General features: G+C 72.6%; 17 protein-coding genes. 8 read left to right on the top strand and 9 right to left on the bottom strand.

Features of this window, described 5'->3' with window-relative positions:
- The coding region (locus tag Q1N79_RS24135; RefSeq protein WP_300612724.1) for an ABC transporter ATP-binding protein at positions 1–517 on the bottom strand (517 nt) is incomplete at its 3' end.
- Positions 518–655: 138 nt separating this feature from the next.
- Here Q1N79_RS24135 and Q1N79_RS24140 point away from each other — a divergent pair.
- Both Q1N79_RS24140 and Q1N79_RS24145 read left to right on the top strand, forming a co-directional pair.
- Complete coding sequence (locus tag Q1N79_RS24140) at positions 656–1966, top strand: histidine kinase (RefSeq protein WP_300612726.1); 1311 nt, start codon at positions 656–658, stop codon at positions 1964–1966.
- The gene (locus Q1N79_RS24145) at positions 1963–2724 is read left to right on the top strand and encodes a hypothetical protein (RefSeq protein ID WP_300612727.1); all 762 of its coding nucleotides are present in this window, start codon (positions 1963–1965) and stop codon (positions 2722–2724) included. The genes Q1N79_RS24140 and Q1N79_RS24145 overlap by 4 nt, the downstream gene beginning before the upstream one ends.
- 11 nt (positions 2725–2735) lie before the next feature.
- Here the strand turns inward: Q1N79_RS24145 and Q1N79_RS24150 are convergent, their stop codons facing one another.
- The 5 genes from Q1N79_RS24150 to Q1N79_RS24170 form a co-directional block, all read right to left on the bottom strand.
- Positions 2736–3077: a hypothetical protein gene (locus Q1N79_RS24150; RefSeq protein ID WP_300612728.1), complete on the bottom strand. Its 342-nt coding sequence runs from the start codon at positions 3075–3077 to the stop codon at positions 2736–2738.
- Between the two features lie 530 nt (positions 3078–3607).
- Positions 3608–4450 (bottom strand): bifunctional 5,10-methylenetetrahydrofolate dehydrogenase/5,10-methenyltetrahydrofolate cyclohydrolase, encoded by an 843-nt coding sequence (locus Q1N79_RS24155; RefSeq protein WP_300612729.1) that lies wholly within the window; start codon positions 4448–4450, stop codon positions 3608–3610.
- Positions 4447–5061: a cyclodeaminase/cyclohydrolase family protein gene (locus Q1N79_RS24160; protein ID WP_300612730.1), complete on the bottom strand. Its 615-nt coding sequence runs from the start codon at positions 5059–5061 to the stop codon at positions 4447–4449. Before Q1N79_RS24160 ends, Q1N79_RS24155 begins: the two co-directional genes overlap by 4 nt.
- A 66-nt stretch (positions 5062–5127) precedes the next feature.
- Complete coding sequence (locus tag Q1N79_RS24165; protein WP_300612731.1) at positions 5128–6258, bottom strand: NDMA-dependent alcohol dehydrogenase; 1131 nt, start codon at positions 6256–6258, stop codon at positions 5128–5130.
- A gap of 25 nt (positions 6259–6283) precedes the next feature.
- Entirely contained in the window at positions 6284–7396 is a 1113-nt protein-coding gene (locus Q1N79_RS24170) for an NDMA-dependent alcohol dehydrogenase (RefSeq protein WP_300612732.1), read from the bottom strand.
- A 239-nt stretch (positions 7397–7635) separates the two neighbouring features.
- Here Q1N79_RS24170 and Q1N79_RS24175 point away from each other — a divergent pair, with 239 nt between their 5' ends.
- Complete coding sequence (locus tag Q1N79_RS24175; RefSeq protein ID WP_300612733.1) at positions 7636–8490, top strand: oxygenase MpaB family protein; 855 nt, start codon at positions 7636–7638, stop codon at positions 8488–8490.
- Here Q1N79_RS24175 and Q1N79_RS24180 read toward each other — a convergent pair.
- From Q1N79_RS24180 to Q1N79_RS24190, 3 genes are all read right to left on the bottom strand, one after another.
- Positions 8387–9178: a DNA-formamidopyrimidine glycosylase family protein gene (locus tag Q1N79_RS24180; RefSeq protein ID WP_300612734.1), complete on the bottom strand. Its 792-nt coding sequence runs from the start codon at positions 9176–9178 to the stop codon at positions 8387–8389. The two genes, Q1N79_RS24175 and Q1N79_RS24180, sit on opposite strands and share 104 nt — an antisense overlap.
- A gap of 104 nt (positions 9179–9282) precedes the next feature.
- Positions 9283–11094, bottom strand: a complete 1812-nt coding sequence (locus Q1N79_RS24185; RefSeq protein WP_300612735.1) for a hypothetical protein — start codon at positions 11092–11094, stop codon at positions 9283–9285.
- 248 nt (positions 11095–11342) lie between these two features.
- Entirely contained in the window at positions 11343–11906 is a 564-nt protein-coding gene (locus Q1N79_RS24190) for a YbhB/YbcL family Raf kinase inhibitor-like protein (RefSeq protein ID WP_300612736.1), read from the bottom strand.
- Positions 11907–12055: 149 nt separating this feature from the next.
- On the opposite strand from Q1N79_RS24190, the gene Q1N79_RS24195 reads away from it, so the two are divergent.
- The 5 genes from Q1N79_RS24195 to Q1N79_RS24215 form a co-directional block, all read left to right on the top strand.
- On the top strand, positions 12056–12751 hold the full coding sequence (locus Q1N79_RS24195) for a L,D-transpeptidase family protein (protein ID WP_300612737.1): 696 nt from the start codon (positions 12056–12058) through the stop codon (positions 12749–12751).
- On the top strand, positions 12748–13215 hold the full coding sequence (locus Q1N79_RS24200) for a DUF3237 domain-containing protein (protein ID WP_300612739.1): 468 nt from the start codon (positions 12748–12750) through the stop codon (positions 13213–13215). The genes Q1N79_RS24195 and Q1N79_RS24200 overlap by 4 nt, the downstream gene beginning before the upstream one ends.
- A gap of 304 nt (positions 13216–13519) precedes the next feature.
- On the top strand, positions 13520–14305 hold the full coding sequence (locus Q1N79_RS24205) for a class II aldolase/adducin family protein (protein ID WP_300612741.1): 786 nt from the start codon (positions 13520–13522) through the stop codon (positions 14303–14305).
- Between the two features lie 5 nt (positions 14306–14310).
- Positions 14311–14934 (top strand): disulfide bond formation protein DsbA, encoded by a 624-nt coding sequence (locus Q1N79_RS24210; protein WP_300612742.1) that lies wholly within the window; start codon positions 14311–14313, stop codon positions 14932–14934.
- Positions 14850–15485: amidase family protein (locus Q1N79_RS24215; protein WP_300612743.1), on the top strand; the 636-nt coding region annotated here is incomplete at its 3' end. The genes Q1N79_RS24210 and Q1N79_RS24215, both read left to right, overlap by 85 nt.

The raw sequence follows: 15485 nt of genomic DNA on the forward strand, positions 1-15485 counted from the left end.
GCACCGCCGGCGCGTTCACCAGGGCCCGGGCGATCGCCACCCGCTGCCGCTGCCCGCCGGACAGCCGCGCCGGGTACGCGTCGCGGTGCCGCGCGATGCCCACCAGGTCGAGCAGCTCGCCCGCCCGCGCCCGCGCCTGCCGCCGGGAGGCCCCGGCGAGCTGGGCGGGCAGCAGCACGTTGTCCTCGACGGTGAGGTCGTCGAGCAGGTTGAAGAACTGGAAGATGATCCCGACGTGGCGGGCGCGGAACCTGGCCAGCGCCCCCTCGCCGAGCGCGTCGATCCGCCGCCCGGCCACGGCGACCGTGCCCGCGGTGGGCCTGTCCAGCCCCGCGACCAGGTTGAGCAGCGTGGACTTCCCGCTGCCGGACGGGCCCATGACGGCCACGACCTCCCCGGCCGTCACGCTCATGCTGACGTCGGCGAGCGCTGGCGGCGCGCCGGCCTGGTAGGTCTTGGTCACCCCGGCCAGCCGGATCAGGTCGTCCGGCGCGCCGGCCATGCTGTGCTGTCTCATCATGACCGAGAGGATGGCGCGGCGGACAGCCGCGCGCACTGGCCCGGCGTCCACAATTCGGGGTGCAGCCAGCTTCACCCCTGGCGGTGAACCCCGCCGGATGGGCAGGCAACGTCCCTGGCGCATACCGTGTACGTCATGGCCACCCTGGTCGCGCAGCACGACGCCCCCGACGCCCGCGTCCCGCGGCACCGCCGCGTCCCGTGGTCGCGGCGTGCCTGGGCCGAGGCCGTCTACCTGGCCGGAGGGATACCGGCCCAGCTCGCCGTGCCGCTGATCGCGGCGGCGGTGTACTGCACGGTGCACCCGGCGACGGCGCCGATGGTGCTGCTGGTCCTGGTGCTCGCGGTGCTGGCCGTCCCGCTGCTCACCCCGGTCCATCGCCACCGGCTGCGAGTCACCGCCGCCGTGGTCATACCGCCGCGGCCGGGCATCGAACGCCCGCTGGGCGTGCCGGGGATCGTCGCGGCGGCCCGTTCGCAGGCGACCTGGCGCCAGCTCGGCTACCACCTGCTCGCCGGCCCGGCGCTGGCCCTGGCCGCGGCCGCCGCCATCGCGATGTGGGTGGCGGGCATCGTGTACGCGCTCGTGTATACGTACGCGTACACCCTGCCCGCGGGGACTTTGCTGCAGCGCGGGCAGTCCGCGCCCCTGGCCGCGCATTTCCCGCTGCCCGGCGCACCGGCCGACGTGTACCTGACCGTCGCCGGGATCGGGCTGCTGCTCGCCGCGCCGTGGGTCACCGCCGGGGTGCGGGCGCTCGACGTCAGCGCCGCCCGGGCGCTGCTCGGCCCGAGCCGCGCCGAGCAGCTGGCGCACCGGGTGGAGCACCTGACCCAGACCCGGGCCGGCGTGGTCGACGCGGCCGACGCCGAACGGCGCCGCCTGGAGCGCGACCTGCACGACGGCACGCAGCAGCGGCTGGTCTCCCTGGCCATGAACCTGGGCATGGCCAGGGCCCGGGCCGCGACCGCCGATGAGGCGCGGCAGGCCATCGCGGCTGCCCACGAGGAGGCCAAGGCCGCCCTCGCCGAGCTGCGGGACCTGATCCGCGGCCTGCACCCCGCGGTACTTGAGGACCGCGGCCTCGACGCGGCGCTGTCCGGCGTGGTGGCGCGGATGCCGATCCCGGTCCGGCTGACCGTGGACCTGCAGTCCCGCCGCCCGCCGCCGGTGATCGAGGCGGTCGCCTACTTCGTGGTGTCCGAGGGCCTGGCCAACATCGCCAAGCACGCCCAGGCCAGCCAGGCGCAGGTGGTCGTGCAGCGCGCCGGCGACCGGCTGCACGTCATCATCAGCGACGACGGCGTCGGCGGCGCCGACCCGGCCCGCGGCACCGGCCTGGCCGGGCTGGCCCGGCGCGCCTCCTCGGTCGACGGGACCTTCGAGATCGACAGCCCGCCGGGCGGGCCGACCCTGCTCACCGTGGACCTGCCATGTACGCGGTGACCGCGCGCGGCGGCGGTCCCGGCCGCCCGCTGCGGGGCCGCCGGATCTGGGGCCTGTCCGGGCTGCTGGTCATCGCGGCGATCGCGATCCCCTGTGCCGACTTCATCACCAGCGGGTGGACTCGGGTGCCCGTGACGCTGACCGCCGTCCCAAGCCCGGTGATCACCGTGCCGCAGCCGGTCACCAGCGTGGACGTGCAGAGCTACGGCCTGCCGGTGCAGGTCACCGTCGGGCAGGTAGCCAGCGTCCAGGTCAGCGAGCAGATCGCGTACGACGCGCAGGACGGCGGGCCGCCCGCGGTGCGGCACTCGGTTTCCCGCGGCGTCCTCACGCTTGACGCCCCGTCGTGCGCGATCTCCGGCTGCGAGGTCGGCTTCACCGTCACCGTGCCGCCGCCGGGGGACGTCACCGCCACCGTGGCAAGCGAGGGCGGCGGGGTCCTCGTCTCCGGGATCGCCGGGGCGACGGTGAACTCCGGCGGCGGAGCGGTGAACGCCACGGGAATCCACGGCCCGCTGACCGTGACCACCGACGGCGGCGCGGCGCGGCTGGTGTTCGCCGCCCCGCCGCGGGCGGTGATCGTCAGCACCGAAGGCGGCCCCGCCCTGATAACCCTGCCAGGCGGCCCGTACGCGGTGACCGCGGACAGCGGCGGCGGACACCGGCTCATCGGGATCGCCACCGACCCGGCAGCGCCCCGCACGATCGACGTGAGCAGCGGCGGCGGGCCGCTGCAGGTCGAGCCTGCGGCGGGCTGACGGCGCGGGAGCTAGCGCATGCTCTCGGTGCCGGTGGTCACCCGGACCCCGTGGGCCTCGAGCTCGGCCCGCACGGCTTCCGGATCGTCCGGGGTGATCACGGGCCTGACCGACGCGTCCAGGTAGATGACGAGGGCGGTGTTCTTCCTGGGACGGCGCGGATCGTAGTTGAACCAGTGCACGAAGTCCCCGCTGCCGTGGATGCGCCACCTGGCCGTGAAGCCGAGCGGCGACACCCGGCGGACCTCCCGGATGTCGGAGTACCTGATGCGCTTGGCGCCGTACAGATAGTAGTGACGGATGAGGAGCCCGTCGTCGGTGCACGCCACCCGTCCATCGTCATATCCCGCCACGGTTTCCCAGGCTAGTACCGTATGGGCACATTTCGGCCCGAACAGCGGCACCACCAGCACCTGACAGCGCTCCGTTCACCCGCGTCCTCGGCCACGCCCGCGGGCACTGCGGCCCGCATTGGCGCTGGGGCCTCCAGCGCCAGCCCTGTTGGTGGCGGGGCCCCCACCTCGAAGACGATGTCGAAGTGACCGCAGAACTCATGACCGGCTCACTAGGCCAAGGTCCCACTACCGGCGCCAGCACCCCACGGGAACCAGCCGTCACAGCGTGCCGGGCCCGCGCATTGGGCCAGTTACGCTAACGGCCCGGCACTACTGGGTCAGGTGCGCCAACGGCCCAGTTCCTGTCGGCGAGCCGACCGCCCGTCGGCGGCAGGCGCGCATGGTGGGGCCCCACCGCCAGCAACTTCGCGGTGCCCGCGGGCACTGCGCGGCGTCCCGGGGGAGTCAGGTGACGGGTGAGACGCCACGGATCGTTTGGAATGATGATCCAGGGCAACCGCAAGCGGGCGGAAGCCGGCGAGCGGACCTCAGCCGGCCATGGCCGTTGCCTCGACGACGTGGCGCAGCAGCAGCGCGGTGGTGACCGGGCCGACGCCGCCGGGCACGGGGGTGAGGGCGGCCGCCACCGCGGCGACGGCGGGGTGCACGTCGCCTGCCAGGCCGTCCGGGGTGGCGTTCGTGCCCACGTCGACGACCGTGGTGCCCGGGGAGACGTGCTCCGGGCCGATCAGGGACGCCCGGCCGGTGGCGACGACGAGAACGTCGGCCTGCCGGGTGATCGCCGGCAGGTCGGGGGTGCGGGAGTGGCAGATGGTGACGGTGGCGTGCCGGTCGAGCAGCAGGTGCGCGGCGGGCTTGCCGACCACCACCGACCGGCCCACGACCACCGCGTGCCTGCCGCGCAGCTCCACCTGGTAGTGGTCGAGCAGCGCGAGTACCGCCTCGGCCGTGGCCGGGGGAAACGCGGGCAGGCCTGCCGCCAGTCGGCCGAGCGAGGCCGGGCTGGCGCCGTCCACGTCCTTTTCCGGTGGGATCGCCGTCGCCAGGTCGGCCAGCCCGGCGCCGTCGGGCAGCGGGGTCTGCAAGATGACGCCCTGCACCTCGGGATCGTCGGCGAGCTGGGCCAGCGTGGCGCTGATGCCGTTGGCCGTGGACGTGCGCAGCACGTCGCAGGCGACGCCCACCCGGGCGGCGGCGCTGGCGATCGAGCGGACGTAGGAGGCGCTCGCCTCGTCGTCGGTCGCGGTGACCACGGCGAGCCGGGGCGGACGGCCGGCGGCGGCGAGCTCCGCGGCCCGCGCGGCCGTCGTCGCGCGGATCTGGGTGGCCAGTTCCCTGCCGGACAGCTCGCTCCCGGGCTGGGCCGTCACCTGGAGATCTCCTCGCGGATCGCGTCGACCAGCCGGCCGGCCCGGTCGGTCACGCCGTCGGCAAGCTCCGCGATCTGGGTCAGCTCGGCGGCGAGCGCCTCATCCTTGATGCCGGACAGGTTCGCCTCGATGTTCACCTGCGCGATGACCGCGGCGGCGCTGATCGCGGCGGCGGCCGCCGCGATGTCGGAGATCACGTTCCTGTTCGCGACGGACAGCAGGTCCTCGGCCAGGCCCGCCAGCCGCACCGCCGCGGCCATCAGGTCGGCCTGCGGGCGGGTGGCGCCGGCCAGGGCGCCGGCGATGGCCGCGGACCGCGCCGCCTTCTGTTCGGCGGTGTCCTTGGGGAGCTGGTAGGCGACCACGACCCTGCCGAACGCGGCCTCGTCGGCCTCGGCGAGCTCAACCGCCTCGTCGGCCAGCCCGTCCGCCGCGGCCCTGACCCGGCCGACCACTTCGGAATCGTGCCGCGGGCTGTCGCTGAACCGGGCCACCATCGCGAGCAGCGCAGCGGCCTGCGCGGCGTGCAGCGCGCCGGTGGCACCGCCGCCCGGCGCCGCGCTCCGGGCGGCAAGCCGAGTCAGGAAACTTGCGATCGTCTCGTCGCGCATGCTGGTGAGGCTACCGGGTTTCTGGCCGGCGTTCGCGGGCTCTGGCTTTACCGAGAGCGCATGACATCAGTGCTCGTGGATGATCACGCCGCGGATGTTCTTGCCGTCGTTCATGTCCTGGTAGGCCTGGTTCACCTCGTCGAGCGCGTACGTGCGGGTGACCAGCTCGTCGAGCTTGAGCTGGCCCGACTTGTAGAGGCCGAGCAGCACAGGGATGTCGTAGAGCAGGTTGCTGTCGCCGGCCAGCGCGCCCCGGATCTGGCGCATGTAGCCGATCAGCATGCCCGCGGGCAGGTGCACGGCGCGCTCGTCGATGTGCCCGACCGCCGTGATCGTGACCTTGCCGCCCTTGCCCGTCATCTGCACCGCGGCGTTCACCATCTCCTCGGTGACCGCGTTGGGCGTCATGATCGCGTGGTCGGCGAGCTGGCCCCAGGTGGTCTGGACGACGAAGTCGTGCGCCTCCTTGGCGGTGGCGAACGCGTGCGTGGCGCCGAACACGGTGGTGGCCATCTCCCGCTTGAACTCCACCGGGTCGACCACGACCACGTTCTTCGCCCCGGCGAACCGGGCACCCTGCACCGCGTTGCTGCCCACGCCGCCGGCGCCGAAGATCACGACGGTGTCGCCGGCCTGCACCCCGGCCGCGTGCACCGCGGACCCCCAGCCGGTCGGCACGCCGCAGCCCACCAGGCACAGCACCTCCCACGGGATGTCCTGGAAGTCCTCGCGCAGCGGCACGGTGGCCCACTCCGAGACGACCGCGTACTGGGAAAAGGTGCCGAGCGAGCAGAACCCGCCGATGTCCGTCTCGCCCTCGTGGAAACGCCACGTGCCGTCCTCGAACATGCCGGTGCCGGCGTGCAGGCCCTTCACGCACATGCTCGAGTGCCCGGTCGAGCACGGCCGGCAGGCGCCGCAGGCCGGGATGTACGAGCAGACGATCTTGTCGCCCGGCTTGACGCGCTGCACGTCGGGGCCGACGGACTCGACGATGCCGGCGCCCTCGTGTCCGCCCACGACCGGCAGCCGGACGGGGGCGTCGCCGGCGGTGATGTGGTCGTCGGAGTGGCACAGCCCGGCGGCCATCAGCTTGACCCGGACCTCGTGCGCCTTCGGCTCGTCGAGCTGCAGGTCGACGATCTCCCAGCCGACGTGCGGAGCCCGGGCGATGGCAGCGCGGGTGGTGATGCTCATTGTCTGCGGTTCCCTTCCTTGCTGCTCAGTGCTCGTGGATGATCACGCCGCGGATGTTCTTGCCGTCGAGCATGTCCTGGTAGCCCTCGTTGATCTCGTCGAGCTTGTACCGGCGGGTGATCAGCTCGTCGAGCTTGAGCTTGCCCGCCTGGTAGAGGCCGATGAGGAGCGGCACATCGCTCAGCGGGTTGCAGCCGCCGTAGATCGAGCCCTGAAGCCTGCGCTGGTAGCCGATCAGCATGCCGGGGTTCTCGTTGACCCAGCCCTTCCCGACCGCGGTGATCGTGACCTGGCCGGTCTTGCCCACCACCTTGATCGCGTTCGCTATCACCTCGTCGTGCAGGATGCCGACGGTGATGATCGCCCGGTCGGCGAGCTCGCCCCAGGTGGTCTGGACGACGAAGTCGTGCGCCTCCTCGGCGGAGGCGAACGCGTGGGTGGCGCCGAACTCGGACAGGGCCATCTTCCGCTTGAACTCCACCGGATCGACCACGATCACGTTCTTGGCCCCCGCCAGGGCGGCGCCCTGCACGGCGTTGCTGCCGACGCCGCCGGCGCCGTAGATCACCACGGTCTGCCCGGCGCGCACGTCGCCGGCGCGGACCGCCGAGCCCCAGCCGGTCGGCACGCCGCAGGCCACCAGGGCGGCGACGTCGAAGCCGATCTCCTCGGGGATCTTGATGACGGAATACTCGTGCACGACCGCGTACTGGGAAAACGTGCCGAGCACGCACAGGCCGCCGAAGTCCTCGCCGCCCTGGTGGAACCGGAACGTGCCGTCAGGGAACAGGCCGGTGCCGGCGTTCTTGCCGGCGTCGCACAGCTGCTGGCGGCCGGTCGCGCAATACCGGCACTTGCCGCAGGCGGGGATGAACGAGCAGGTCACGTGGTCGCCGACCGTGACCCGGGTGACGGAAGGACCCACCGCGTCCACGATGCCCGCGCCCTCGTGCCCGCCGACCACGGGCATCCGCATCGGCGCGTCGCCCTTCTGGATGTGGTCGTCGGAGTGGCACAGTCCGGCCGCGAAGAACTTGATCCGGATCTCGTTCGCCTTCGGCTCGTCAAGCTCAAGCTCGGTGATCTCCCACGGGTGGCCGGGCACGCGGCAGACCGCGGCTCGCGTGGTGATGCTCATCTGGACCCCTTTCCCGGGTGGTTACGGGCAGCCGCCGGCGCACGGCACTAACCGGCAGCAGACCCGCGGCTCGTCCAATGATCTGGCACCAGCCGCAGGCGCGCCACCACCCTATCTTTTACATCGCAGAAGGAAATCTGGGCTGCCGCCGGTTTAATTTAGCTCGCGGAAGGGGACATGGCTATCCTCGGCGGGCCGGGCGTCGGGACGCAGCAGGTCCGCCGGGGCGTTTCCCAGGTATGCCGGTTACCGATGCCTTTCGCCGCCGGATCGGCGACGCCGTCTTCGAGCGGGTCGTGGGGCCCCGGCAGCCGGTGCCGAGCGAGCGGCCCCGGATCACGGAGGCCGAGCGGTGGTTCGCCGCGGACCGTCCGATCCGGCTGGTGCACGATGACTGCGCGATGTTCGCCGGGAGCATCGCGGCGCTGCTGATGCAGTCCCTGCACCCGCTGGCCATGGCGGCGGTCGCCGACCACTCGGGCTACAGGGACGATCCCTGGGGACGGCTGCAGCGGACGAGCCGCTTCGTCGCGGTGACGACGTTCGGCCGCCGGGCTGACGCGCTGGCGGCGATAGCGAAGGTCCGCGCCATCCACGAGCACGTCACGGGGACCGCGCCGGACGGACGGCCGTACGCGGCCTCCGACCCGCACCTGCTGACCTGGGTGCACGTCGCTGAGATCTACGCATTCCTGCGCGCCTACGAGGTGTACGGCGGCCAGTCCCTCGACCAGGCGGCCCGTGACGGTTACGTGGCGGATATGGCCCTGATCGCCGCCGAGCTCGGCGTGCCGGACCCGCCAAGGACCGAGGCCGGGGTAACCGCCACCATCGGCCGCTACCGTCCCGAACTCGCCGGCACGCCGCAGGCGTGGGCGGCCGCCCGATTCCTGCTGCGGGAACCGCCGCTGCCGCTCGTGGTCCGCCCGCTGTACCGGGGCCTGGCCGAGGCGGCGGTCGCGTTGCTTCCCCGGTGGGCCAGGAGCGAACTCAGGATCCCGGCCTTGCCGTTCGCCGACGCGGTCCTCGCGCGCCCGGCCGGTCACCTGGTCGTGAACGCCATCCGCTGGGGCATCTCGGCGCCGAACGCCTAGCGGCGCGCACCCACGCTATCGCTGGCAGGTCGGGCACCAGAACCTGAGCCGTTCCTGACCCGCGGGACCCTGCTCGTCCCGCTTGATGACGGTCCCGCAGCGCCGGCATGGCCGGCCCGCGCGCCCGTACACCCAGCTTTCCCTGCCGGGCCTGGTGTCCCCGGTCGACGCGTGCCCGGGCCGCGTCTTGTTGGCGTCGAGCAGCCGGTGCCCGAGTTGCACGAGCGCGGCAAGGTCCCCGACCTCGCGCGCGGTCCTTGTCGGTCGTCAGCCGTCGGACGGCCTCCGCCGGGTCCCAGTCGGGGCCGAGCAGGTCCGGGCCGAGATGGCCGGTCACGTCGTGTTCGCTGCCTGTGGGCAGAACCTCGGTGGTGCCAAGGAGATAGCCGGCCGCCTGCCATTCGGCGTTGGCGAGCAGGAGCCTGATCCGGTGGCTGTCCGCCAGGCTGTCGGCAGCCGGGCGGATCCGCCATGAGCCGTCCATCTTCAGGTGCGTGTGCACCGTGAGCCCGCCGGAGGTGCGGATCAGCAGGTGCTTGCCCCTGGCGAGGGCCTGCGTGACGGTCTGCCCGGCCAGGTTGACGGTGGCGAAACGGGGGACCCGGAAGTCGCTGCGCGTCAGCACCCGCCCGGCGAGCGCCTCGTGCAGGCGCCGGGCGGTGTACCAGACGACGTCACCTTCGGGCACGACACAAGGATGGCATGTGCCTGGAATGGTCAGGACCGGGCGGCCAAACCGGCCGGGCCCTAACCGGTCGGGCCCTAACCGGCCACGGTGTGGGTGCGCCTCACTTAGTAGCGCCCGCTGCCGCCACGGCCGTCGCCGTGACCCCCGGGGTACCCGCCGTTGCCGGTGTACCGTCCGTGGCCGTTGTGGCCGCCGCCGCCGTTCCTGCTCGCGTTGTAGCCGACGTCGTAGCCGCCCGGCCTGGCGGGCTGGGGGTAGCGGTTCTCGTCCTGGTCGCGCGCAGCGGCGGTCCGGGATGGGTACGGCTGGCTGGGGTAGGGGTAGGAGCCGGTTCCGCGGTCATAGGGATTGCGTGGCGCGGCGCTCGCGGCGGACCCGTGACCGGGCAGGGCGGCCTGCTGGCCGGGCTGCTGACCGCCGCGCGCCGGATAGCGCACGGCCGGCGCCTGCGGATCGGACGTGTACTGGCCGTTCATGCTGAACGTCTGAGTGTTCTCGGTCAGCGCCGCCGCGTACCGTCCGGCGGAAACCTGGGCGCGCTGCGACGCGAAGCGATAGGAGCGGCCGTCGGTGTTGACCAGCTCCTCGCGCGAGTACTTCTTGCTGGTCAGCGGGTCATCGTCGGTGCTGCGGCGGCCGTTGCCCGCGCCCGCGGCCTGGCCCCTGCCGGTCAGCCGCGGGTCGGGGTAGCCGGCCGGGGCTACCCGGTCTATCCGTTCGGTCCGTTCCGCCCAGTCGGGCACCTCGGGCTGCCGGCCGGAGCCGCGGGCCGCGGCGTGCGGTTGAAAGCTGGGCTGCGCGGGGGCCAGCTGCGGCAGGCTCGGCTGTGTCAGGCCGGGTTGTGTCAGGCCGGGCTGCGCGAGTCCGGCGGATGGCCGCGCGGCGGTCGGCCCGGTGCCAGGCCGCGCCGCGTTCGGTCCGGTGCCACTGCCCGGCCGGCCCGCGTTCGGTCCGGTGCGGCCGTCGATGCCTGGCCGCGCGGCGGGCGTCGCACCGGTCGCGGCGGGCGTCGCCGTGGGACCGGTGCCCGAACGGCTCGCGGCAGGCCCGGTAGCCGAACGCGCCATCGGGCCGGAGGTCGAACCTGACTGGCTTCCGGAAAGGTAGCCCGCCATTCCCGGCGCGGGCCCGAGGCGCCCCGCCCCGGTGCGCGCCTCACCGGGCAGCCGGACCTGGCCGGCCGCGGCCGCGCCGTTCGGCCGGGCCAGCGGACGGTTGTTCACGACGTTCATCCGGTCGCCGTCCAGCGCCGGGTTCGCCGAGTTCAGCGGCCGGTCGGCCGCCACCGAGGCCCAGTAGTCCTCATCGGAGACCCCGTCATCGGGCCAGATGTCGCCTTCCTTGTCCCGCCGTCCCAGGCGCCGCCACCGCTCGCCGCGCTCACCGCGCTCGCCGCGGTCACGGCGCTTGCGCCCGCCGCGGTCGTCATCGAACCCCTCGGGCATCTCGTAGGCGCCGGTCCCGTACTCGCCGCCGCCCGGGCCGTAGTCGCCGGGGCCGTAGTCGCCCGGGCCGTAGTCGCCCGGGCCGTAGTCGCCGGGACCGTAGCGGTCCTCGGCAGCGTGGGAGTCCCGCCCGTACCTGCCCGCCGGGCCGCGCCCCCGCTGCGGGCCCGGGCCGTAGTCCCCTGGGCCGTAGTCGCCGGAGCCGTAGTCGCCGCGGCCGTGGTGGTCGTATCCCCGGTCCCCGTCCCTGCGTCCCTGGCCGCTGGGACGGTCGCCGTAGCTGCCAACGGCCCTGTTGCCGTTGATGCCCGCGGGGGAGAAGTACTCGTCGGGAGACCAGTTGTCGTCGTCCTGCTGGTAGTTGTCCGGCGCGTAGTCATAGTCGTCATACTCGGAGCCCGTACGGCGGCGTGCGCCAGCCCTGCTGCCTCGCTGGTCAGACCGCGAGGACCCACGGCTCAGAAACGACATTCCACACCACCCGGCAGAGCACGGCCTTGCGGTGGCGCTTGCCAGGTCCGCGCGGCCATCGACGCGAGCCTGCCCCCATAATCGCGAGCACCCTAAACCGGCACCGGTTTCACCGATTGTTACCGACTTTAAGCACCCGTGTCTGCCGAATCACAAAGTTGGTAATTCGACGGGGCGAAACGGATAATTCCGGCACTTCGGTCACGCTGCGCGGTCGGGACCGGTCCGGATATCCGGTCCGGGCACGGTCAGGACGTCGCGAAGGCCGTCATCCGGCCCCGCCCGATAGTCGCCGCCGCGATCGCCATCCACGTCGACTCAAGCGAGGCGTCCTCAGGCAGGTTCAGCACCGTGTCGAGCGCGTACACGGTGAACCGGTACCAGTGCCCCTGTGGCCCGGGACAGGGCGGGTCGTACCCGGCCCGGCCCGCGCTGTTCTGCGCCTGCCGGGCTCCCGGGGGCAGCTGCCCCTCCAGGATGTCGGAAGTCGCCGGCTTGATGTCGAAGACGATCCAGTACACGTACGGGGTGATCGGCGCGTCGGAGTCGTCGACCACGAGAGCGATGCTCTTCGTGTCGGAGGGCGCCCCGGCCCACCCGAGCGGCGGGGTGAGCACCGTGCCGCCGGCGCACGTGAACCGCTGCGGCATCGTGTAGTGCACGAACGCGCCGCTGTTCACCGTCATCACGACGGGCGCGGCGGTCCTCATGCCCGCGCCGAACAGCCCGCAGCCCGCCAGCGGCAGCACGCATCCGGCCGTGACGGCGGCCGCGGCGAGCCGCCGCGCCAGTCCCCGGCCTGTGCCAGCCACCTGTCACCTCCGCTGCCCGATTTTAGGGCCCGTCCGCCGCGGCAAGGACAATAAGGATTCCCCCGAACGATCCGTGCCGACTCCGCTGCCGTGCACCATCCTGTCAGTGCGCGGCCACGTCGAGCCGGCCTGGGCGCAGAATGACCGGTATGACGACGCGATTGGTTCAGGCCGCCCGCGGCCTGGCGCTGACGCTGCTTGCCGTCCTCGCCGTCCTTGGACCCGCCGGGGGCGCCCGGGCTGCCAGCGGCGCCGCCGGCGGCCCCGCGCCCGCCGGCGGCGGCCGGGTACGGCAGCTGATCACGGTGACGGCCGCGTCCTACGGGGATACCTACGCGACCTTCCGGGCCTACGACCTGACCGGCACGAAGCGGGTGGAGGTGTTCGGGCCGTGGACCGCCCGCGTGGGCTACAACGGCGTGGCGGGCCCCGGTAAGAAACGCGAGGGAGACGGCACCACCCCGTCCGGCACCTACGGCTTCAGCTTCTTCTTCGGCGTGCAGCGCGATCTGGGCTTCGCGTTCGCCTTCCGGCATGCCTACACCTACGACTACTGGGACGACGACCCGGCCAGCCCGCGCTACAACGAATGGGTAGACGCCCGCAAGGCCAATCCGGGCGCGAATCCCGAACCGATGCACCAGGTGCCCGCCTACGACTACGCCGCGGTGATCGCCTACAACACCGCGCGGGTTCCCGGCCTTGGCAGCGCGATCTTCCTGCACGTGGGCACGGGCACCGCGACCGCCGGCTGCGTCTCCCTGCCGCGCGCGGAGCTGATCGAGGTCCTGCTGTGGCTGCGGCCCGCCGACGGCCCGATGATCTCGATCGGGGTCAGGCGGTGACCGCCGCGGCGCCCGTGCCCGGGCTTGAGCGCGCCTTCGACGTGGCGGCCCGGCTCGGGCCGCTTGAGGATCACGGGATCACGCGGGCCGGCCACCGCCGCGTCGTGCCGATCGTCGGCGGGCAGGTCAGCGGCCTGTTCGACGCCGAAATCCTGCCCGGAGGCGCGGACTGGCAGCTCGTCCGCGCCGATGGCGGCATCGAGATCGACACGCGCTACTCGGCGCGGACGCCCGCCGGGGAGTATGTCCACTTCCGCACGTCCGGTGTCCGCAGCGGCCCACAGGAGATCCTGCAGGCGCTCCTGCGCGGCGAGACCGTCGACCCGTCGAGGTACTACTTCCGCGTCGCGGTGCACCTGGAGACATCCGCCCCGCGCCTGGCCGTCCTCGAGCAGTCGATCTTCGTCGCCGCCGCGATCCGCGGGGCGGACACCGTCAGCTACACCGCCTACCGGGTCACCTGAGTGACAGCCTCCCCTCGGTGCGACGGGGCATGTCATCTTTGCACACTCTGTGCATGGACGAATCGGGCATTCCGGGCGCCAAAATGGTCATGGAGTGTGCGAAGTAGAACGCCAGTGGCCCCAGTGACCAGTGGGATCGCGATGTGGGTGGCGCGTGATCCCGCCGTCAGCCATCGCGGATCGCTCCCTGTGAGCTGGACGTGGCTGCGGCCACGTGAAAGGCTCGACATCGAGGCACTGTCGCAGCAGACGGGCAGGCGAACAGGGCGAGCAGGGCGCACCGGCGAGCAGGCAGGAACACCGCATGACCGTGATCGACGTCGACACATCCGAGGCTGTGCACTACGCGCGGGAGGAGGCGCGGCTGCGGCGCGAACTCGCCGCCGTGTACCGGCTTGTCGCGCACTTCAAGATGACCGACCTGATCTTCAACCACATCTCGGCCCGGCTGCCGGGTCCCGGGCACCGGTTCCTGCTCAACCCGTTCGGCCTGCTGTATGAGGAGATCACCGCGTCCAGCCTGGTGATCGTCGGCCTGGACGGGCGGCTGGTCACCGACGGGCCGTGGCGGGTCAACCAAGCGGGGTTCGTGATCCACAGCGCGATCCACGAGAGCCGCGAGGACGCGCTGTGCGTGCTGCACACGCACACGAAGGCGGGCTGCGCGGTCGCCGCCCAGGAGCACGGGCTGCTCCCGCTCAACCAGATGTCCCTTGAGTTCTACAACCGAGTCGCCTACCACGACTACGAGGGCATCGCGGTCAACAGCGAGGAGAAGAAGCGGCTCGTCGCCGACCTCGGCGACAAGCCGGTCATGATCTTGCGCAACCACGGGCTGCTCACCGTGGGCAGGACGCCCGGGCAGGCGTTCCTGCGGATGTTCTACCTGGAGCGCGCGTGCCAGATCCAGGTGGACGCGATGGCCGGGGGAGCGCCGCTCGTGGTGCCGCCGGACGTCTGCGAGCGCGCGGCGCGACAGTTCGCGGGCGACGGCGGTGCCGACGACTACGCGGACACCGGCTCGCCGAATCTGGCCTGGCAGGCCATGCTGCGCCTGGCCGACCGTATCGCCCCGGACCACAAGGAGTAACCGCCATGGCAGGAGAGCGCGAAGACGTCCAGTTCTGGTTCGATCCGCTGTGCCCCTGGGCCTGGATCACCTCGCGCTGGATGCTTGAGGTGGAGAAGGTCCGGCCCGTGCAGACCGACTGGCGGATCATGTCGCTGGCTTACCTGAACCTGGTCCAGCACGAGGGCAAGGGCCTGAGCGAGGAATACCTTGAGCGCATGAGCCGGGCCTGGGGGCCGGTCCGGGTCTGCGCCGCCGCGGCGGAGCACGCGGGCCCCGGCATCCTCGGCCCGCTCTACACCGCCATCGGCACCCGCATCCACAACCAGGAGCGCCGGGGAGATCCGGACGTGATCCCCGAGGCCCTGGCGGAAACCGGGCTGCCCGCGTCGCTAGCCGACGCCGCCGAGAGCACCGACTTCGACCAGCTGATCAAGGCCTCCCACCACGAGGCGTTCGACGAGGTCGGCCTCGACGTCGGGACTCCGGTGATCCGCGTCCGCGGCAAGGCCATGTTCGGCCCTGTCATCACGCCCGCGCCGCGCGGCGAGGCCGCCGGGGAGCTGTGGGACGGGCTGGTGCTGGTGATCAAGGCGGACGGCTTCTTCGAGCTCAAGCGCAGCAGGGACCGCAGGCCCTCCTTCGACTGACCCCGGGCCGGCGGGCGGCGCGAGCCTGCGGAATGAACCCGGCGGTCAACGCGATCACCGTCGTGCTGGCGCGGGAGGCGCTGCGGGCCGCTGACGCCGCCGACGAGGCGCTGCGGCGAAACGAACGGGACAAGCCCGGGCCGCTCACCGGGGTGCCGATGACGGTCAAGGAGAACATCGACGTGGCCGGCTCGGCGACGACGCTTGGCGTCGCCGCGCTGCGGGACGCGGTGGCGGCGCAGGACGCGCCGCACATCGGCGAGCTGCGCGCGGCGGGAGCGATCCCGCTCGGGCGCACGAACATGCCGGAGTTCGGGATGCGCTGGCACACCAGCAACGCGCTGCGCGGCGCCACCCGCAACCCGTGGTCCGTGGCGGGCGCGGTGCGCCGGGCGGGGGCGCTGCTCGCCGAGGCCGGCTACCTCGTCGAGGAGGCGCGGGCTCCCGCTTTGGACCGGGCAGGGGAGATCTTCCACCAGATCATGTCCGCCTGGGGCCGCGTCGCCGAGCGGCAGCCGCCGCCGGAGACGGTGGCAGCGGGCGAGTTCGTC

Origin of the sequence: Trebonia sp. (assembly GCF_030042015.1) — a bacterium.
In the GTDB taxonomy this organism is placed as follows: domain Bacteria; phylum Actinomycetota; class Actinomycetes; order Streptosporangiales; family Streptosporangiaceae; genus Trebonia.

Bases quoted from the DNA above. Each gene is read 5' to 3' on its own strand.
- Q1N79_RS24195 (WP_300612737.1), top strand. From the start codon at position 12,056: ATGACGACGCGATTGGTTCAGGCCGCCCGCGGCCTGGCGCTGACGCTG.
- Q1N79_RS24140 (WP_300612726.1), top strand. From the start codon at position 656: ATGGCCACCCTGGTCGCGCAGCACGACGCCCCCGACGCCCGCGTCCCG.
- Q1N79_RS24175 (WP_300612733.1), top strand. From the start codon at position 7,636: ATGCCGGTTACCGATGCCTTTCGCCGCCGGATCGGCGACGCCGTCTTC.
- Q1N79_RS24210 (WP_300612742.1), top strand. From the start codon at position 14,311: ATGGCAGGAGAGCGCGAAGACGTCCAGTTCTGGTTCGATCCGCTGTGC.
- Q1N79_RS24160 (WP_300612730.1), bottom strand. From the start codon at position 5,061: ATGCGCGACGAGACGATCGCAAGTTTCCTGACTCGGCTTGCCGCCCGG.
- Q1N79_RS24165 (WP_300612731.1), bottom strand. From the start codon at position 6,258: ATGAGCATCACCACCCGCGCTGCCATCGCCCGGGCTCCGCACGTCGGC.
- Q1N79_RS24170 (WP_300612732.1), bottom strand. From the start codon at position 7,396: ATGAGCATCACCACGCGAGCCGCGGTCTGCCGCGTGCCCGGCCACCCG.
- Q1N79_RS24185 (WP_300612735.1), bottom strand. From the start codon at position 11,094: ATGTCGTTTCTGAGCCGTGGGTCCTCGCGGTCTGACCAGCGAGGCAGC.
- Q1N79_RS24205 (WP_300612741.1), top strand. From the start codon at position 13,520: ATGACCGTGATCGACGTCGACACATCCGAGGCTGTGCACTACGCGCGG.